Annotated in this window: 11 protein-coding genes; 7 read left to right on the top strand and 4 right to left on the bottom strand. The window is 39.2% G+C overall.

Annotated elements, in window-relative coordinates; all coding sequences use genetic code 11:
- Positions 1–115 precede the first annotated feature (115 nt).
- Together O3650_RS01330 and O3650_RS01325 are read left to right on the top strand one after the other, a co-directional pair.
- Positions 116–6,322 (top strand): ZmpA/ZmpB/ZmpC family metallo-endopeptidase, encoded by a 6,207-nt coding sequence (locus O3650_RS01330; protein ID WP_371491384.1) that lies wholly within the window; start codon positions 116–118, stop codon positions 6,320–6,322.
- Positions 6,323–6,363: 41 nt separating this feature from the next.
- Positions 6,364–12,003: an SIALI-17 repeat-containing surface protein gene (locus O3650_RS01325; protein WP_371491382.1), complete on the top strand. Its 5,640-nt coding sequence runs from the start codon at positions 6,364–6,366 to the stop codon at positions 12,001–12,003.
- A 301-nt stretch (positions 12,004–12,304) separates the two neighbouring features.
- Here the strand turns inward: O3650_RS01325 and O3650_RS01320 are convergent, their stop codons facing one another.
- Positions 12,305–13,588, bottom strand: coding sequence for a solute carrier family 23 protein (locus tag O3650_RS01320; RefSeq protein ID WP_285306669.1), 1,284 nt, complete (start codon positions 13,586–13,588; stop codon positions 12,305–12,307).
- Between the two features lie 204 nt (positions 13,589–13,792).
- Positions 13,793–14,506, bottom strand: coding sequence for a 16S rRNA (guanine(527)-N(7))-methyltransferase RsmG (gene rsmG, locus O3650_RS01315; protein ID WP_371491380.1), 714 nt, complete (start codon positions 14,504–14,506; stop codon positions 13,793–13,795).
- A 93-nt stretch (positions 14,507–14,599) separates the two neighbouring features.
- Between rsmG and O3650_RS01310 the strand changes: the two genes are divergently transcribed.
- A complete protein-coding gene (locus O3650_RS01310; RefSeq protein WP_000219846.1) occupies positions 14,600–15,160 on the top strand; it encodes a LemA family protein in 561 nt (186 codons plus the stop codon).
- A gap of 1 nt (position 15,161) precedes the next feature.
- Positions 15,162–16,061, top strand: a complete 900-nt coding sequence (gene htpX / locus O3650_RS01305) for a zinc metalloprotease HtpX (protein ID WP_371491378.1) — start codon at positions 15,162–15,164, stop codon at positions 16,059–16,061.
- A gap of 491 nt (positions 16,062–16,552) precedes the next feature.
- Here the strand turns inward: htpX and rlmB are convergent, their stop codons facing one another.
- Positions 16,553–17,281, bottom strand: a complete 729-nt coding sequence (gene rlmB / locus O3650_RS01300) for a 23S rRNA (guanosine(2251)-2'-O)-methyltransferase RlmB (protein ID WP_000855758.1) — start codon at positions 17,279–17,281, stop codon at positions 16,553–16,555.
- 44 nt (positions 17,282–17,325) lie between these two features.
- Positions 17,326–17,937: a peptide deformylase gene (def, locus tag O3650_RS01295; RefSeq protein ID WP_001272936.1), complete on the bottom strand. Its 612-nt coding sequence runs from the start codon at positions 17,935–17,937 to the stop codon at positions 17,326–17,328.
- A 174-nt stretch (positions 17,938–18,111) separates the two neighbouring features.
- Here def and O3650_RS01290 point away from each other — a divergent pair, with 174 nt between their 5' ends.
- The 3 genes from O3650_RS01290 to O3650_RS01280 are packed head-to-tail and all read left to right on the top strand — an operon-like array spanning position 18,112 to position 20,917.
- A complete protein-coding gene (locus O3650_RS01290; protein WP_371491375.1) occupies positions 18,112–19,431 on the top strand; it encodes a CapA family protein in 1,320 nt (439 codons plus the stop codon).
- 21 nt (positions 19,432–19,452) lie between these two features.
- A complete protein-coding gene (locus O3650_RS01285) occupies positions 19,453–20,280 on the top strand; it encodes an HAD family hydrolase (RefSeq protein WP_371491373.1) in 828 nt (275 codons plus the stop codon).
- Between the two features lies 1 nt (position 20,281).
- The gene (locus tag O3650_RS01280) at positions 20,282–20,917 is read left to right on the top strand and encodes an SGNH/GDSL hydrolase family protein (RefSeq protein ID WP_371491372.1); all 636 of its coding nucleotides are present in this window, start codon (positions 20,282–20,284) and stop codon (positions 20,915–20,917) included.
- Positions 20,918–20,944: the final 27 nt, after the last annotated feature.

The raw sequence follows: 20,944 nt of genomic DNA, 5'->3' as shown, positions 1-20,944 counted from the left end.
AGACTTTTTGGTAAATTAAGAGTATAATTAAAGTATGTTACCTTTTTATAAGATAACAAGCTAATATAATAAAGTTTGCCTTACATATTTTTAAATTTTATTTCAAGGAGGAATAATGGAAAAGTATTTTGGTGAAAAACAGCAGCGTTTTTCATTTAGAAAATTATCAGTAGGACTTGTATCTGCAACGATTTCAAGTTTATTTTTTATGTCTGTATTAGCTAATTCATCTGTGGATGCTCAAGAAACTACAGGGGTTCACTATAAATATGTGACAGAGTCAGAGCTATCATCAGATGAGAAGATGCAGCTTGTATATGATATTCCGACATACATGGAGAATGATGATGAGACTTATTATCTTGTTTATAAGTTAAATTCTCAAAATCAACTGGCGGAATTGCCAAATACTGGAAGCAAGAATGATATGCAAGCCCTAGTTGCTGGAGCTAGCTTAGCTGCTCTGGGAATTTTAATTTTTGCCGTTTCTAAGAAAAAAGTTAAGAATAAAACAGTATTACATTTAGTATTGGTTGCAGGAATAGGAAATGGTGTCCTAATTTCAGCTCATGCTTTAGAAAATAATTTTTTACTGAATTACAATACGGACTATGAATTGACCTCTGGAGAAAAATTACCTCTTCCTAAAGACATTTCAGGTTACACATATATTGGATATATCAAAGAGGAAAACATAACTTCTGAGTCTAAAGTAAATAATCAAGAAAAATCAGCAGCCACTCCTACAAAACAACAAAAGGTGGATTATAATGTTACACCGAATTTTGTAGAGAATCCATCAACAGTACAAGCTATGCAGGAAGAAAAACCTGTTTCTTCAACTAAGCCAACAGAAGTTCAAGTAGTTGAAAAACCTCTTTCTACAGAATTAACGAATCCAACAAAAGAAGAGAAACAATCTTTAGATTCTCAAGTACAATTATCAGAACATAAGAATCTAGAAGCGAAGAAAGATGAGAAGGTTTCTCCAAAAGAAAAGACTGGGGTAAATACATTAAATCCACAGGATGAAGTTCTATCAGGCCAGTTGAATAAACCTGAACTCTTATATCGTGAGGAAATTATAGAGACAAAAATAGATTTTCAAGAAGAAATTCAAGCAAATCCTGATTTAGCTGAAGGAACTGTAAGAGTCAAACAAGAAGGTAAATTAGGTAAGAAAGTTGAAGTCATCAGAATATTCTCTGTAAACAATGAAGAGGTTTCACGAGAAATTGTTTCAACTTCAACGACTGCGCCTGTTACAAGAATAGTCGAAAAAGGTACTAAAAAAGCTCAAGTTATAAAGGAACAACCTGAGACTGGTGCAGAACATAAGGAAGTACAGTCTGGAGCTATTGTTGAACCCGCAATTCAGCCTGAACTACCAGCAGCTGTAGTAACCGACAAAGGTGAGCCAGCAGTCCAACCAGAGTTGCCAGAAGCAGTTGTAACAGATAAAGGTGTACCAGAAGTCCAACCAGCGTTACCCGAAGCTGTTGTAACTGAAAAAGGCGAACCAGCAGTCCAACCAGAGCTACCGGAAGCGGTTGTGACCGACAAAGGTGAGACTGAGGTTCAACCAGAGTCGCCAGATACTGTGGTAAGTGATAAAAGAGAACCTGAACAGGTGGCACCGCTTCCAGAATATAAAGGACCACAAGCCGGAGCTATTGTTGAACCAGAGCAGGTAGCACCACTACCAGAATACACAGGTCCACAGGCAGGGGCAGTAGTTGAACCTGCAATCCAACCAGAGTTACCCGAAGCAGTTGTTACAGACAAGGGTGAACCAGAAGTTCAGCCAGCGTTACCCGAAGCAGTTGTAACTGAAAAAGGCGAACCAGCAGTCCAACCAGAGCTACCGGAAGCGGTTGTGACTGACAAAGGTGAGACTGAGGTTCAACCAGAGTCGCCAGATACTGTGGTAAGTGATAAAGGAGAACCTGAACAGGTAGCACCGCTTCCAGAATATACAGGAGTTCAGGCTGGAGCGATAGTAGAACCAGAGAAGGTAGAAGCACCGAAGGAATACACAGGAGTGCAAGCCGGAGCAATAGTAGAACCAGAACAAGTAGCCCCCCTACCAGAATATACAGGAGTACAAGCTGGAGCGATAGTAGAACCAGAGAAGGTAGAAGCACCGAAAGAATACACAGGAGTGCAAGCCGGAGCAATAGTAGAACCAGAACAAGTAGCCCCCCTACCAGAATACACAGGCCCACAAGCTGGAGCTATTGTCGAACCAGAGCAGGTAGCCCCCCTACCAGAATACACAGGCGTACAAGCTGGCGCTATTGTTGAACCAGAGCAGATTGCTCCCCTACCAGAATACACAGGTCCACAGGCCGGAGCAATAGTAGAACCAGAACAGGTAGATCCACTTCCTGAATACAAGGGGAATATTGAGCAACTAAAACCTGAAACTCCCGTTGAGAAGCCAAAAGAAACAGATCCAGAGAAAACACTTGAATTAAGAAATGTTTCTGATATTGAATTGTATAGTCATCAAACGAATGGAACTTACAAACAACATGTTTCTTTGGACAGTGTTCCAAGTAATCCAGATACTTATTTTGTAAAGGTAAAATCTTCTGCGTTTAAAGATGTTTACCTTCCGGTTGCATCGATATCCGAGGAGTTAAAAGATGGACGCACATTTTATAAAATTACAGCGAGAGTTGATAAACTCCAGCAGGAGATAGACCATAAATATGTTGAAAATTTCAGTTTCTATTTAGCTAAGAAGACTACAGAGGAAACGACAAACTTTACTTCCTTTAGTAATCTAGTTCATGCCATCAACCAAAATCTTGGTGGAACCTATTATTTATCAGCTAGCTTGAATGCTAACGAAATGGAACTGGAGTCTGATGCGAAGTCTTATATTAAGGGCAACTTTACTGGTAGGTTGATTGGTGAAAAAGATGGCAAACATTATGCTATCTATAATTTGAAAAAACCTTTATTTAACAACTTAAGTAATGCTACAGTAGAAAAACTGAGCCTGAAAAATGTCTCTATTTCAGGAAAGAATGATATCGGTTCACTGGCAAATGAAGCTAAAAATGGGACAAAAATTAACCAGGTTCATGTCGACGGTGTCTTAGCTGGGGAACGTGGTATTGGTGGATTGCTTGCCAAGTCCGAACAATCAACCATCACTGACAGTAGTTTCAAGGGAAGGATTATTAATACCTATGAAACAACTGCTACCTACAATATTGGTGGCTTGGTTGGACATTTGACAGGTGAAAACGCGTCTATTGCTAAATCCAAAGCTACAATAGCCATTTCATCAAATGCAAATAGTTCAGATCAGACTGTCGGTGGTCTTGTGGGACTTGTGGACAATGATGCACATGTCCGTGATAGTTATGCTGAGGGAGATATTAATAATGTCAAACAGTTCGGAGAAGTCGCTGGTGTAGCAGGCTATTTATGGGATCGAACTTCTGGTAAGGAACAGCATGCTGGAAGCTTGACCAATGTTCTTAGCGATGTCAATGTAACAAACGGGAACGCCATCACCGCTTACCACTATAACAATATGAAGGTGACAGCTACATTCAGCAATAAAGCTAATAGAGTTATCAAAGTTGCCTTGGAAAACGATGAAGTCGTCAGCAAGGAATCCTTTGAAGAAAGAGGAAAGATGCTAGATGATTCTCAAATTGCAAGCAAGAAAGCAGAAATCAATCCTCTCACCCCACCAACAGTGGAGCCCCTTTCAACAAGTGGCAATAAAGAAAGTGATTTTTCTAAGGTAGCAAATTATCAAGATAAGCGCGTTTTAGCCTATAAGAACATTGAAAAATTGCTACCTTTCTACAATAAAGCAACCATCGTCAAATATGGAAATCTGGTAAAAGAAAGCAGTAACTTATATCAAAAAGAACTCTTGTCTGCAGTTATGATGAAGGATGATCAAGTAATCACAGATATTGTTTCTAACAAACAGACTGCAAACAAACTCTTGCTGCACTACAAGGACCATTCATCTGAGAAGCTTGATCTCAAGTATCAGACTGATTTTGCCAAGCTAGCAGAATATAGCCTAGGAGATACAGGTCTTCTCTATACTCCTAACCAATTCTTGTATGACCAAACCTCTATCATCAATCAAGTTTTACCTAAATTACAGCAGGTTGCCTACGATTCAGAAGCTATCAGAAACACACTTGGTATTTCTCCAGAAGTTAAGTTAACCGAGCTATATCTAGAAGACCAGTTTGCTAAAACGAAGGATCATCTTGAAGAAAGTCTAAAAAAACTCTTGTCTGCGGATGCTGCTCTAGTGGAAAACAATCAAGTGATGACGGGTTATATTGTAGATAAAATCAAGCGTAACAAGGAAGCTTTACTACTTGGTATGAGCTATCTAGAACGCTGGTATAACTTTAGTTATGATAAAGTGAGTGCAAAAGACCTTGTAATGTACCATCTAGATTTCTTTGGCAAAGGAAATGCTTCTCCGTTAGATACCTTAATAGAGTTAGGTAAATCAGGATTTAATAATCTTCTTGCCAAGAACAACGTTGATACTTATGCTATTAGTTTAGCTAGCCATCATGGAACGAAAGATTTATTTAACACGCTTGAAAATTACCGAAAAGTCTTTCTACCAAACACAAGCAACAATGAATGGTTTAAATCACAGACAAAAGCCTTAATCGTTGAAGAAAAATCTAATATTCCAGAAGTGAGGGCTAATCAGGAAAAAGTTGGCAGCAAGTATTCTATTGGTGTTTATGATCGAATCACTAGCGACAGTTGGAAATACCGTAACATGGTACTGCCTCTACTAACCTTGCCAGAAAGATCCGTATTTGTCATTTCAACTATCTCTAGCCTAGGCTTTGGTGCTTATGATCGTTACCGTAATAAAGAGCATCAAGCAAATGGTGATCTAAATAACTTTGTTGAAAAGAGCGCTCACGAAACTGCCGAACGTCAACGAGATCACTACGATTATTGGTATCGTATTCTAGATAAGGAAGGGCGTGAGAAGCTTTACCGAAATATCTTGCTTTATGATGCCTATAAATTTGGAGATGATCATACCAATGGAAAAGCCCAAACAGTATCAGATTTTGATAGTCCAAATCCTGCAATGAAACATTTCTTTGGACCTGTTGGAAATAAAGTTGGTCATAATGGACACGGTGCTTATGCTACCGGTGACGCCGTTTATTATATGGGTTATCGTATGTTAGATAAGGATGGAGCTATCACATATACACATGAGATGACGCATGACTCAGATCAGGACATCTATCTTGGTGGCTATGGTCGAAGAAGTGGCTTGGGACCAGAGTTCTTTGCAAAAGGCTTATTACAAGCACCAGACCATCCAAACGACGCAACCATCACCATCAACTCGATCTTGAAACATTTAAAATCGGATAGTAAAGAAGGAGAACGATTACAAATACTCGATCCAACTACGAGATTTAAAAACTCTGATGATTTGAAGCAATATGTCCACAATATGTTTGATGTTGTTTATATGTTGGAATATCTTGAAGGGCAGTCTGTTGTGAATAAATTGAGTGTTTACGAAAAAATGAATACTCTAAGAAAAATCGAGAATAAATTTGTTAAGGATCCAGATGGAAATAATGTCTACGCAACAAATGTTGTCAGAGATTTAACCGCAGAAGAAGCTGAAAAATTACATTCATTTAATGATTTGATTGAGAATAATATTATTTCGTCTAGGGAATATGCCTTAGGTGAATACGAAAGAAATGGCTACTTCACTATTAAATTATTTGCGCCGATTTATGCAGCATTAAGTAATGATGACGGAACGCCAGGTGACCTGATGGGACGTCGTATGGCCTATGAACTATTAGCTGCTAAAGGATTTAAAGATGGTATGGTGCCATATATTTCAAATCAATTTGAACCCGATGCTAGGGCAAATAATAAAACGATTACCTCATATGGTAAGACTAAAGGATTGGTAACAGATAAATTAGTACTTCAAAAATTATTTAATGGTCAATACGACACTTGGAGTGATTTTAAAAAGGCCATGTATAAAGAGCGACAAGAAAAATTCAGCAAATTGAATAAAGTTACCTTTAATGATACAAGTAAATCATGGACAAGCTTTGCAACCAAAACTACAAGCAATATAGATGAGTTGCAACAACTAATGAATGAAGCTGTCCGCAAGGATACAGAAACTCCTCATTGGAATAACTATAATCCAGAAACAGACAGTGCAGTTCATAAGTTGAAGAGAGCAATCTTTAAAGCTTATCTTGACCAAACTGATGATTTTAGAAGTTCAATTTTTGAAAATAAAAAATAGTGTTTACTGTTAGGAAATAAAATTAAAGAAGGTGATTACGCTTGTCATTATTTAAAAAAGAACGATTTTCGATCCGAAAAATCTGTGGGATTGTTGGTTCGGTGTTACTCGGAAGTGTCTTGGTTGCACCGTCAGTCATCCATGCTTCTACCTATCATTATGTTGAAAAAAGCGCTCTTACAAAGGAAGAACAAAGCAAGATTCAGGCAGGAATTCCTACTGATAATGAAGCAAGTTATGCTCTTATTTATCAGCAGGAAGCTCTTCCTGCAACAGGTTCATCGACTTCTGTGCTTACAGCTTTAGGTCTATTAGCTATTGGGAGTTTAGTTCTTTTAGTTCATAAAAAGAAAAAAGTTGCTAGTCTGTTCTTAGTTACTACTATCGGACTGATTAGTCTTTCTAGTATGCAAGCTCTCGATATAAGCAATCCTTTGAAAGCTCCAAGTAATGAAGGAGTAGTTCAAATTGCTGGATATCGTTATATTGGATACTTACCCCTTAATGATAATGCAATTTCAGAAATTCAACATAAGGATGAGAGGACAAAAAATGTTCCAGTATCTGAAACTCAGGAAAGTATCCCTAATGAAGCGCCTAAAGCTGAGAAACCTAAATACACTGAGCCTGTAAGTACAGTCCCAGACGAGGCGCCTAAAGTAGAAAAACCTGACTATACGCAACCAATAGGTGCAAATCTTGTAGAGTCAGAAGTTCATGAAAAACCAGCATACACTGAACCTGTAGGTACTGTTCCAGACGAGACTCCTAAAGCAGAGAAGCCTGACTATACGCAACCAATAGGTACAAACCTTGTAGAGCCAGCAGTTCATGAGAAACCTGAATATACAGGTCCAATTGGCGGTAATTTAGTTGAACCAGCAGTTCATGAAAAACCAGCATACACTGAGCCTGTAAGTACAGTCCCAGACGAGGCTCCTAAAGTAGAAAAAACTGACTATACGCAACCAATAGGTACAAACCTTGTAGAGCCAGCAGTTCATGAAAAACCAGCATACACTGAACCTGTAGGTACTGTTCCAGACGAGGCTCCTAAAGCAGAGAAGCCTGACTATACGCAACCAATAGGTACAAACCTTGTAGAGCCAACAGTTCAACCGGCATTACCCGAAGCTGTTGTAACTGACAAAGGAAAACCAGAAGTTCAACCAGCGTTACCAGAAGCTGTTGTAACTGATAAAGGGGAACCAGAAGTTCAGCCAGCGTTACCCGAAGCAGTAGTTACAGAAAAGGGAGAACCCGCAGTTCAACCATCCTTACCGGAAGCTGTTGTAACTGACAAAGGCGAACCAGAAGTACAACCGGCCTTACCAGAAGCTGTTGTGACTGAGAAAGGGGAACCTGAAGTTCAACCAGCCTTACCCGAAGCTGTTGTGACTGATAAAGGGGAACCTGAAGTTCAACCAGCGTTGCCGGAAGCTGTTGTGACTGAGAAAGGGGAACCTGAAGTTCAACCAGCGTTACCAGAAGCTGTTGTGACTGATAAAGGGGAACCCGCAGTTCAGCCAGCCTTACCCGAAGCAGTAGTCACAGAAAAGGGAGAACCAGAAGTTCAAGCTGAGTTGCCAGAATATACGTCAAAAGTTGCTCCAACTTTGACTTTAGATAAGGTTACAGAAGATGCGATGGATCGTTCAGCTAAATTGGATTACACTCTTGAAAATACAGGTAATGCTGAAATCAAGAGCATTATAGCTGAGATTAAAGATGGGGACACTGTTGTTAAGCGAGTTGATTTATCTAAAGAAAAATTGACAGACGCTATTCAAGGTTTGGATTTATTCAAAGATTATAAAATTGCAACAACAATGACTTACAACCGTGGTGAAGGTGATGAAACATCTAAACTGGATGAAAAACCTTTGCGTTTGGAGTTGAAAAAGGTCGAAATTAAAAATATTTCATCTACTAATTTAGTGAAGGTGAATGATGATGGTACTGAAACACCAAGTGATTTCATGAGCGAAAAACCTTCTGATGAAGATGTGAAGAAAATGTACTTAAAAATCACTAGTCGTGATAATAAAGTAACACGTTTAGCAGTTGATAAAATTGAAGAAGTGACTGAAGAAGGTAAGAAACTTTATAAAATCACTGCTGAAGCTCAAGATTTGATTCAACACATTGATCCATCTAAGGCGCGCAATAAGTATGTTTATTATATAGAAAAACCCCAACCTAAAGAAGATAATGTCTACTATAACTTTAAAGATTTAGTAGAGGCTATGAATGTTAATAAAAATGGTACATTTAAAATCGGAGCAGATTTGAATGCAACGAATGTACCAACACCTAACAAACAATATGTTCCAGGTACGTTTAAGGGACATCTATCAAGTGTTGATGGTAAACAATATACAATTCATAACATTGCCCGTCCCTTATTTGACCGTGTTGAAAATGGTTCTGTGAAAAATATTAATTTAGGTAATGTGGATATCAATATGCCTTGGGCTGACGGAATAGCACCTGTTGCCAATATGGTGAAAAATGCAACTGTTGAAGATGTTAAGGTAACTGGTAGTGTAGTTGCTAATAACAATATTGCGGGTATCGTCAATAAAATCGATAGTGGTGGTCAGTTGACAAATGTAGCCTTCATCGGTAAACTCACGGGTGTTGGTGATAAAGGTCAATATATGGCTGGTATTGCCGGTGAGATTTGGAGAGGTAATGTTGCAAAAGCATATGTCGAGGCTGATATTGTTGCTAACAGAGCCCGTATAGGTGGTTTAGTTGCTAAAACAGATAATGGCAACGACTCTATGGGAATTGGTAAATACGGTTCAATTCGTAAATCAGTCACCAAAGGAACCATTAAGACTAAAGTTTTGCTTGAAACAGGTGGATTTATCAATAGCAATCTTCCTTTCGGTAAACTGGAAGATAATATTTCAATGATGAGAGTTGAAAATGGTGAAGAGTTCTTTGGTTCTTCAGATTTGGACTACGATGGTGGTTATTTCACAAATGGATGGTTAGAGCGTAACTTTGTTGTCAAAGGTGTCAGTTCAGGTAAGCATTCATACAAACGTTCTCGTGACAAAATTAAAGAAATTAGTCAAGATGAAGCTAACAAGAGAATTGCAGCCTTTAATATTACTGCTGACAAATACGAAATCAACGAACCTGTGGTCAATCGCTTAAATCGTTTAACCAGAAGAGAAGATGAATATAAGTCAACCCAAGACTATAAAGTAGATCGAGATCGGGCTTATCGTAATATTGAGAAACTTCAACCATTTTATAATAAAGAATGGATTGTCAACCAAGGTAACAAACTTGCAGAAGATTCAAACTTAGCTAAGAAAGAAGTCCTTTCTGTTACGGGAATGAAGGATGGTCAATTCGTGACCGATTTATCGGATATCGATAAAATAATGATTCACTATGCAGATGGTACAAAAGAAGAAATGGGGGTCACACTCAAGGATTCTAAAGTCCAACAAGTGCGTGAATATAGCGTATCTGGTCTTGGTGATGTTGTCTATACACCAAATATGGTTGTTAAAAATCGAGACAAACTGATTGCAGATGTGAAAGAGAAGTTATCTTCAGTCACATACGATTCGCAAGATGTTCGTAAAATTATTGGAAATCCAGCTGATTTGTATCTAGAAGAAAGCTTTACTGACGTCAAAGACAATCTTGATAAATTTGTGAAAGCTTTAGTCGAAAATGAAGATCATCAATTGAATAGTGACGAAGCTGCGATGAAAGCACTTGTGAAGAAAATTGACGATAATAAAGCGAAAATTATGATGGCTCTATCTTACTTGAACCGTTACTATAACATTAAGTATACTGACAACAGTATGAGTATCAAAGACATTATGATATTTAAACCTGACTTCTACGGTAAAACACCAAGTGTGTTAGATCGCTTGATTAACATCGGGTCTAGCGAGAAGAACTTAAAGGGTGACCGAACTCAGGATGCTTATCGTGAAATCATTGCAAGTAATACTGGTAAAGGTAGTCTTCGTAACTTCCTAGAATACAACATGCGTTTGTTTACAGAGGATAAAGACATCAATGATTGGTTTATCCACTCAGCTAAGAATGTTTATGTTTCAGAACCTAAAACTACAAATCCTGACTTTGTCAATAAACGTCATAGAGTCTTTGATGGTTTAGATAACGGTGTTCATGGTCGTATGATTTTACCACTTCTAACGCTTAAAGATGCACATATGTTCTTAATTTCAACATATAACACGATGGCGTACAGTTCATTTGAGAAATATGGAAAACATACAGAAGAAGCTCGTAATGAGTTCAAAACTAAGATTGATGAAGTTGCACATGCTCAACAAACTTATTTAGATTTCTGGTCACGTTTATCATTATCTAATGTTCGTGATAGACTTCTTAAGAGTCAAAATATGGTACCGACACCAGTTTGGGATAACCAGACCTACAATGGTTCTCCTGTAGGTCGTCGAGGATTTGACAGTAAAGGTAACCCTATAGCTCCAATTCGTGAATTATATGGTCCAACATGGCGACACCATGATAGAGACTGGCGTATGGGCGCTATGGCCTCAATATTCCCTAATCCAAATAATGATGACAAGGTCTTGTTTATGGTGACGGATATGATTAGCCCATTTGGTATTTCAGCCTTTACTCACGAAACAACACACGTAAACGATAGAATGCTTTACTTCGGTGGTCATAAGCATCGTCAAGGTACAGACGTTGAAGCCTATGCACAAGGTATGCTGCAAACACCTGACAGCTCAACGACTAATGGTGAATACGGCGCACTTGGAATTAACATGGCTTACCATCGTCCAAATGATGGTAACCAATGGTACAACCCAGATCCTGACAAATTAAAGACACGTGATGACATTGACCGCTACATGAGAAACTACAATGAAGCTATGATGTTGCTTGATCATGTAGAAGCTGATGCTGTACTTCCTAAAATTAAAGGAGACAATAGTAAGTGGTTCAAGAAGATTGACAAAGAAATGCGCTTTAAGATTCAGTATAATGATCTTTTAGGTCCAAACCAATGGGATAGTGTCCGTGATTTGAAAGATGAAGAAAAGGTAATGACTTTATCTAGCGTCAATGATTTAGTGGATAATAACTTCATGACAAAACATGGAAATCCAGGTAATGGACGTTATAGACCAGAAGATTTTACACCAAACTCAGCTTACGTAAATGTCAATATGATGGCTGGTATTTATGGTGGTAATACAAGCAAAGGTGCTCCTGGTTCATTATCATTTAAACACAATGCTTTTCGTATGTGGGGTTACTTTGGATATGCAAATGGATTCATTGGATATGTCTCTAGCAAATATCAAGATGAAGCTAATAGACAAAATAATAGCTTATTAGGAGATGATTTTATCATCAAGAAAGTATCTGGAGACAAGTTCAAGACACTTGAAGAGTGGAAGAGACATTGGTACGAGGAGGTTCTTGCTAAAGCTAAGAAAGGCTTTGAAGGTATCGATATTGATGGCGTCCATATCAGTAACTATGATGAGTTAAGGCCTTTATTTGATAAAGCAGTCGAAGAAGATTTGGAAAAAACAGATGACTTCTCTCATACTGTAGCTCTTAAATCTAAGGTATTCAAAGCCCTTCTTAAAAATACAGACGGTTTCTTTAACCAACTGTTTAAAAAAGACATTTAAATGTTTAGAATATAAAGGGAACAGTTTTTTGCTCCCTCTGAAAAGTCATCATTTGATGGCTTTCAAAAAGCACCTCAAAAAAGGTATTGGCAAGTTGCAATACCTTTTTTTGAGGCTCTTTTATCTTGTCCTTGTTTCAATTGACGATACCACATTATGTACTGTTTTGCTTCATTTTATTATAAAAGGACTTAGTCCTGTGCAGTACAGAACTAAATCCTTTCAATAATTATTTGTGCAACTTTTTGGGGTTAGTAAAGAGAAACTCGTTTTTGTTTATTCTCTTTCTGTGTCAAGTCTCTTAATCTTTATTTTCGTATGGTAAGATCAAGTTCAAGATGATTCCTGTCATGGCTGATAGGGCAGTACCTGAAAGGGTAACTGGACCGAGTTTAAGGATAGCTCCTCCAAGTCCAAGGACCAACATAGCACTTGCGATGATTAGGTTACGCATTTGAGCAAAATCAACACGTTCTTTAATCAAGACTTTCAAACCGTTGCTGGCGATAACTCCATAGAGAAGGATTGACATACCACCAAGTACAGCATTTGGAATGGTTGAAATCAAGGCAGTGAATTTACCAAGGAAGCTAAGGGCAATCGCGATAAAGGCAGCGTTACGGATAACTGAGACAGAAGCGATACGAGTCATACCGATAACCCCTGTATTTTCTCCGTAAGTTGTATTGGCTGGTCCACCAAGGAAGGCAGAAACTGAAGTTGCGATACCGTCACCAAGAAGAGTACGGTGAAGACCTGGTTCTTTCAAGAATTGACGGCCACAGATTTGACCCAAAACAGTATGGTCTCCGATATGTTCAGAAATTGTTACGATAGCGATTGGCAAGATAGCGATGGTTTCTGGACCAAAGTAAAGATTGTATTCTTTAAAGGCACCACCAGTGCTAAATGGCAAGTAGAAACCAGGAATCTCGAACCAGTTAGCTTTAAGAACTGGTGTAAAATCAACCAAGCCAAGGGTTAGTGCGAAGAGGTAACCACCGATAATAGCAAAGAGGAATGGAATGATTCGTAGGAAGCCCTTTCCTTTAGTATTGATAAAGGCAGCAATCAAGAAAGTAACAACTGCTACAAGAGCATTTTTCCAATTTCCATCAGCTACAAGCCCCGCATTGGTAACAGCTGAACCTGCAAGTCCAAGACCGATAACGATGATCATAGGTCCGATGATGATTGGTGGTAAGAGTTTATCAATCCATTTTGTGCCCGCAAAACGAACACTTGCAGCCACAAGGACATAGATAAAACCTGTAAGGATAACCCCTGTTTGTGCAGCTGATACATCCCCTCCTAGTTCCTTCATAGCTAGCGACATAGCTGTGATAAAGGCAAATGAAGAACCTAGATAAACTGGAACTTTAAAACCAGTTGAAATCATGTAGATGAGTGTTCCAACACCTGAAGCAAAAAGGGCAACAGATACAGGCATTCCCAAAATCAATGGTACCAAGATGGTCGCCCCAAACATAGCGAAAACGTGTTGGAAACTAAGGAGAATTCCTTTGCCAGCCGAAGGACGTTGGTCAACGTCTAGTAACAAATCAACAGTTGATTCTTGTTTCATATAAACCTCACTTTTGGGCATCAAAAAAGAGCCCATTATTTTACAGCAATAGGCCCTCAGAGTAAGACTTCTTTAAAATCTAGACTTTAAAGAGTTTTAAATATTTCTGCGTCTTCGTCACCTCACGGGATGACATTAAAAACCTTTGCTTTTGATAGTATAGCAAAAATTACAAATTTTGTAAATATTTTTTTACTAAAAAGATTAAAGCGGGCGTTTATTGGGCATGCCAGCCTTACGTGGATATTTATTTGGCGTTTCTTTTTTCTTTTCCACCACTGTGATATAACGCGGATCTCCATTAGGTAAGGCGTAGCTGAGATTGTCTTCGACCTTACTAAAAAGGAGGTTGAGGGCATTCTTAGCTTCTAATAACTCCTCAGGCGCATTGCTGGCCTTGAGTGCCAATAGTTTTCCGCTAACCTTAAGGTAGGGAATAGTCAATTCAGACAAAACCTGCATGCGGGCAACCGCACGAGCCGTTACAAAATCATATTGAGCACGGAAGTTCTTGTCTTGGGCAAAGTCTTCTGCACGTCCATGGTAGAAATGGACATCGTGCAAATCCAGTTCTTGAGCCAAGAGTTGGAGGAAGTTAATGCGCTTATTGAGTGAATCAATGATAGTCACATCTAACTGAGGATAGAGTATTTTCATTGGTAGACTAGGAAATCCCGCTCCAGCTCCAATATCAAGAAGTTTGATAGTTTCATTGGGAATCAAACCTTGAAGAATAGGTGCAATCGAATCGTAAAAATGTTTGAGATAAACTTCTTCTTTGTCCGTAATAGCCGTCAAATTAATCTTTTCATTCCACTCAACCAAGAGCTCAAAATAACGTTCAAATTGTTTTTTTTGCTGATCCGAAAGTGGAAGATTTTGCTTGGCAAGCAAATTGTAAAATGTTTCTGGTTTCATAGTTATTTCCTTCTTTAGTATCATCTTATTTTACCACAATCATTAAAAATTTGATATACTGGTACTAATCTAAAAACAGAAAGGACTTATATAATGACTTGGATTATTCTTGGAGTTTTAGCTCTTGTTGTTATTTTTGTGATTGTTAGCTATAACGGTTTGGTTAAGAATCGTATGCAAACAAAGGAGGCTTGGAGTCAGATTGATGTTCAGTTGAAACGTCGAAATGACCTCTTGCCAAACTTGATTGAAACTGTAAAAGGTTATGCTAAATATGAAGGTTCTACCCTTGAAAAGGTGGCAGAACTTCGCAATCAAGTTGCTGCAGCGACTTCACCAGCAGAAGCTATGAAAGCTAGTGATGCCCTCACTCGTCAGGTTTCAGGTATTTTTGCTGTTGCAGAAAGCTATCCAGATTTGAAAGCTAGTGCCAACTTTGTTAAATTGCAAGAGGAGTTGACAAACACAGAAAATAAAATTTCATACTCTCGTCAACTTTACAACAGTGTTGTCAGCAACTACAATGTAAAATTAGAAACTTTCCCAAGCAATATTATCGCTGGAATGTTTGGATTTAAAGCAGCAGATTTCCTTCAAACACCAGAAGAGGAAAAGGCAGTTCCTAAAGTTGATTTTAGCGGTTTAGGTGACTAAAATGTTGTTTGATCAAATTGCAAGCAATAAACGAAAAACGTGGATTTTGTTGCTGGTATTTTTCCTACTCTTAGCTCTTGTTGGCTATGCGGTTGGTTACCTCTTTATGCGGTCTGGGCTCGGCGGTTTGGTTATCGCACTGATTATTGGCTTTATCTATGCCTTGTCCATGATTTTTCAATCGACAGAGATTGTCATGTCAATGAATGGAGCGCGTGAGGTTGATGAGCAAATGGCACCAGACCTCTACCATGTAGTGGAAGATATGGCTATGGTGGCTCAGATTCCTATGCCCCGTGTTTTCATCATTGATGATCCAGCCTTAAATGCCTTTGCGACAGGTTCTAATCCTCAAAATGCGGCGGTTGCTGCGACTTCAGGTCTCCTAGCTATTATGAATCGTGAAGAACTAGAAGCTGTTATGGGACATGAAGTCAGTCATATTCGTAACTACGATATTAGAATTTCGACTATTGCCGTTGCCCTTGCCAGTGCTATCACTATGCTTTCTAGTATGGCAGGTCGTATGATGTGGTGGGGTGGTGCAGGTCGCAGACGAAGTGACGATGATAGAGATGGAAATGGTCTTGAAATCATTATGCTAGTGGTTTCCCTACTTGCAATTGTGCTGGCACCTCTCGCTGCAACCTTGGTGCAACTAGCTATTTCTCGTCAGAGGGAATTTCTAGCTGATGCTTCCAGTGTCGAGTTGACCCGCAATCCTCAAGGGATGATGAATGCTCTACGTAAGTTGGATAATAGTAAACCGATGAGTCGTCCTGTCGATGATGCCAGCAGTGCACTTTATATCAATGATCCCAAGAAAGGTGGAGGATTCCAAAAACTCTTTTATACCCACCCACCTATCTCAGAACGGATTGAACGTTTAAAACATATGTAAAAATTTGCCTATACAATCCTAAAAAATGAGCATTCTCGTAGTTGGAGATGCTCATTTTCTTATATAAGGAACTCAGAAATCAATTTGTTATGATACAACTTATATTCTTCGAAAATCTCTTCAAACCGCATCAGATTCGCCTTGCCGTACTTAAGTCCAGCCTGCGGCTAGCTTCCTAGTTTGCTCTTTGATTTTCATTGAGTATTAGAATTTCTTTAGGAAACTTCGTTCAGAACACATGATATATCGAAGAAGAATCTAGCATCTATGTCAAATGGAGGAGGGCAACTGATCTCGTTTTTCGAAAATTAGAGAATATTTTTGGTGAGCTCAGAGTGTGTGTTAGAGACAAGTAGGCCAGCGTAGTAGAGCTAGGATTCATCTTAATCAGCATGGAGTTTACAAAATTGTCCAAGAATTCAATCTACAGATCAGTTATTTAAAAATCACTGTGTGCTTTTAGTTAGAAGTTAGTTTTTGTCCAGCCGCTTTTATAGTCTATTTCGGAAAACTTCGTACATGAGAATAGCCGCAGCAACACTGGCATTGAGACTTTGAACATGTCCATTCATCGGAATGGTAATCATCTCGTCGACCTGTTTTTTGATGTTGCTAGAGATGCCTTTGCCTTCATTTCCGATGATGAGGGCGATTTTCCCTTTTGTATTCCACTTATGGCAAGGAGTCCCATTCATATCTGTTCCAAAGGTCCAGAAGCCTTCATCCTTGAGTTTGTCTAGAGTTTGGCTTAGGTTGGTCACTCGTGCAATGGGAACGTGTTCAATAGCACCTGTGGCCGTTTTGGCAACGACAGGAGTAACTCCGACAGCACGGTGTTTGGGAATGATGACACCTGAAACGTTGGTCGCATCGGCCGTTCTCAGGATGGAGCCTAGGTTGTGAGGGTCAGTTAAGCCATCCAGAATCAACAGAAGTGGATTTTCTTCTTGGCGTGTTTTTGCTAGGATGTGTTCTAATTCGCTATAGGCAAATTCAGATACTCGTAGAACAAAACCTTGGTGGACAGCACCTTCAGTCATCTCAGAGAGAGATTTTTTTGAAGTCCAAGAAATGGACACCTTCTTTTCTGTAGCCAGTTCTTTGACTTTCTCAACATTCTTACCTCGGAGATCTTCTTGGAGGTAAAGTTTGTTTCCTGTGTTTGCAAGGAGGGCTTCGGTAACGGCGTGAACGCCATAGACAATATCATTTGTTTTCATGCCTCTATTATAACACAAAACCCCGTCTTGCAACGGGATTTTCTTTATTCTAGAATTAGTAAACCATCTTTAACTGCAAATGGGTCTTTTTCATTGATACGATCGTAAAACATGATTCCGTTAATGTGGTCAATTTCATGCTGAACAACGATGGAGTTGTAGCCTTTGAGTTTGATACGGTGTTTTTCTCCATCCTTGTCAAAGTAGTCAACAGTAACGCGGGCATGGCGAACAACATAGCCAGGTACGTTGCGGTCAACAGACAGACAACCTTCTCCTTCACCAAGAGCAGCGTCTTGAACAGAGTGAGAGACGATTTTTGGATTGTACATAATGGCTTGCAAATCGTAGGCTTCCTCTGGAGTTTCTCCTTCTTCAACAATATTTGGTACTAAAACAGCGATAATGCGTTTTGAGATATCCAATTGAGGAGCAGCAAGTCCAACTCCACCGCGTAGCCCCATCTTTTCAGCCATGACAGGATCTTGGGAATGTTTGAGGAATTGCATCATCTTTTCGCCAAGGATGATTTCCTGATCAGACAAGGGGAAAGTAACTTCCTCCGCAACCGCTCGTAGAGTTGGGTTCCCTTCGCGGATAATATCTTTCATATCAATTAAGTGAGCAGCTTTTGTAATACGTTCTATTGCAGACATTTTCTCTCCTTTCATTACTTCTACATGATATCACAAAATGACAAGGATTGAAAGCATTACGGCATCGAGCTTTTATAGAAAATGCCTTTTAGGTTCGATTCAATTGTGAAAGAAATACTTATCTGTGTTATAATAAAAAGAAAAGGCTTGCATTAGAAAGTAGGGAAAATAAAGATGCAAAGAAGACAAGAGAGACATAAACGTGGACCTGTTTTTCGTTTTGTGAAAGGTTTAGTCAACTTTTTTAGACGTTATCGTAAGTGGAGCAACAAGGGATTTGTGGCGGTACTCTTGCTAGCAGTTGCTTTATCAATGGGCTTGGTCTTGTTGTTTGAAAGCTTCCAAGGCATGCCTATGACCAGTCAAAAACGAGATACTATTTCTCAAGAAGGAACTAAGAAAAAGTCTCAGGAGCAGGAAGAGGAAAAAACTGCTAGAATTATGGCTCATGGTGATTTGCTTTATCATGATATTCTTTACTTTTCAGCAAAAAAGGATGATGGAACGTATGATTTTCATGAGAATTTTGAGTATGTTACTCCTTGGCTTAAGCAAGCAGACTTAGCTATTGGTGACTTTGAAGGAACCATTAATAAGGATCATTATTTAGCGGGTTATCCTCTCTTTAATGCTCCTGCTGAAGTTATGGATGCCATTAAGGATGCAGGTTATCATGTGCTGGATTTAGCTCATAATCATATTTTGGATTCGCAAATTGAGGGGGTTATTTCAACGGCCGATATTATTGAGAAGGCTGGAATCACTCCAATCGGAGTTTATACGCACGAGCCACGTGATAAGGCTCCGCTGGTCATTAAGGAAGTGAATGGTATCAAGGTTGCACTTTTGGCTTATTCTTATGGATTTAATGGAATTGAGCAAAATATTTCTCAAGAGGATTATAATCACTATCTTTCAGATTTAGATGAGAATAAAATGAAGTCTGAAATTGAACGGGCGGAAAAGGAAGCAGATATCACTATTATCATGCCACAAATGGGTGTTGAGTATCGCATAGAACCGACTGAAGAGCAAAAAGCTCTTTATCACAAGATGATTGATTGGGGAGCAGATATTATCTTTGGAGGGCATCCACACGTAGTTGAACCGTCTGAAATTGTTGAAAAAGATGGGGACAAGAAACTCATTATCTATTCAATGGGGAACTTCATTTCAAATCAACGAATTGAGACCATGGAAGGGGTAGAAAATGCTAAGTGGACTGAACGTGGCGTGCTCATGGATGTGACCATTAAGAAAAAAGCCGGTAAGACGACAATCGAAACTGCCAAAGCGCATCCTTCTTGGGTAAACCGTACACCAAAAGGAACCTATTCTCCAGAAGGTTATCCACTCTTCCTTTACCAAACCTACATCTTAGAAGATTTTATCGAGGGTGGTAGTCATCGTGACCAGTTAGATGAAGCGACTAAGGAACGAATTGATACAGCTTATAAAGAAATGAATGAACATGTGGGATTGAAGTGGGATTAGCTTGAATCCAGAGGAAAGTAAATGACGATTAAGGTAATTGCGACAGATATGGATGGGACCTTGCTGGATACTAGAGGCCAGCTTAATCTCCCACGCTTGGAAAAGATTTTAGATCAGTTGGATCAAAGGGGTATTCGTTTTGTCATCGCGACGGGCAATGAAATTCACCGCATGAGGCAACTACTGGAGCATTTGGTGGAGCGAGTGACTCTGGTTGTTGCCAATGGTGCTCGTATTTTTGAAAACAATGAATTGATTCAGGCACAGACTTGGGATGATGCCATTATCGATAAGGCTTTGGCTCATTTCAAGGGCCGAGCGTGTCAGGATCAGTTTGTTGTAACGGGGATGAAGGGTGGTTTCGTCAAAGAAGGTACGATTTTTACAGACCTTGAAAGCTTTATGACTCAAGAAATGATTGAAAAATTCTACCAACGGATGCAATTTGTGGATGAGTTAACATCTGATCTCTTTGGTGGTGTGCTCAAGATGAGCATGGTTGTTGGTGAGGAGCGTTTGAGTTCGGTCTTGGCAGAGATTAATGACCTCTTTGATGGCCATGTTCGAGCTGTATCAAGTGGCTATGGTTGCATTGATATCCTTCAAGCTGGGATTCATAAAGCATGGGGCTTGGAAGAATTGCTCAAACGTTGGGACTTGAACCCCCAACAAATCATGGCTTTTGGTGACAGTGAAAATGATGTTGAAATGCTTGAAATGGCTGGAATTGCCTATGCGATGGAAAATGCTGATGACAAGGCCAAAGCTGTGGCGACTGCTCTAGCCCCAGCCAACAGCCAAGGAGGAGTTTACCAAGTCTTGGAAAACTGGTTAGAAAAAGGAGCATGAAGTGGCAGTACAGTTATTAGAAAATTGGTTACTAAAGGAACAAGAAAAAATCCAAACCAAGTATCGTCATCTAAATCAGGTTTCAGTTGTAGAGCCAGATATTCTCTTTATTGGGGATTCCATTGTCGAATATTATCCTCTGCAGGAGTTGTTTGGTACTTCAAAGACGATTGTCAATCGAGGTATTCGAGGTTATCAGACAGGGCTGTTACTAGAAAATCTAGATGCGCATCTGTACGGTGGAGCAGTAGATAAAATTGTCCTTTTGATTGGGACAAATGATATCGGAAAAGATGTGCCGGTGAATGAGGTGCTCAATAATCTCGAAGCTATCATTCAATCCATTGTTCGCGATTATCCATTGACAGAGATAAAATTGCTTTCCATTTTGCCAGTCAATGAGGGAGAGGAGTACAAGCAGACAGTCTATATCCGCTCGAATGAAAAAATTCAGAACTGGAACCACGCCTATCAAGAGCTTGCTTCTGCCTACATGCAGGTGAAATTTGTGCCAGTTTTTGATAGTTTGACAGACCAAGAAGGTCAACTCAAAAAAGACTATACAACTGATGGGCTGCACCTTAGTGTTACTGGTTATCAGGTTTTGACTAAAGCTTTGAAAGACTATCTTTTGTAGTTAATTGATTTTCTTTTTGCATTTTTG

This window comes from Streptococcus sp. 20925_1_24, assembly GCF_041432335.1.
In the GTDB taxonomy this organism is placed as follows: Bacteria; Bacillota; Bacilli; order Lactobacillales; family Streptococcaceae; genus Streptococcus; species Streptococcus mitis_BM.
Note: the sequence above shows the minus strand (reverse complement) of the source record. Positions and strands in the feature narration are given on the sequence as shown.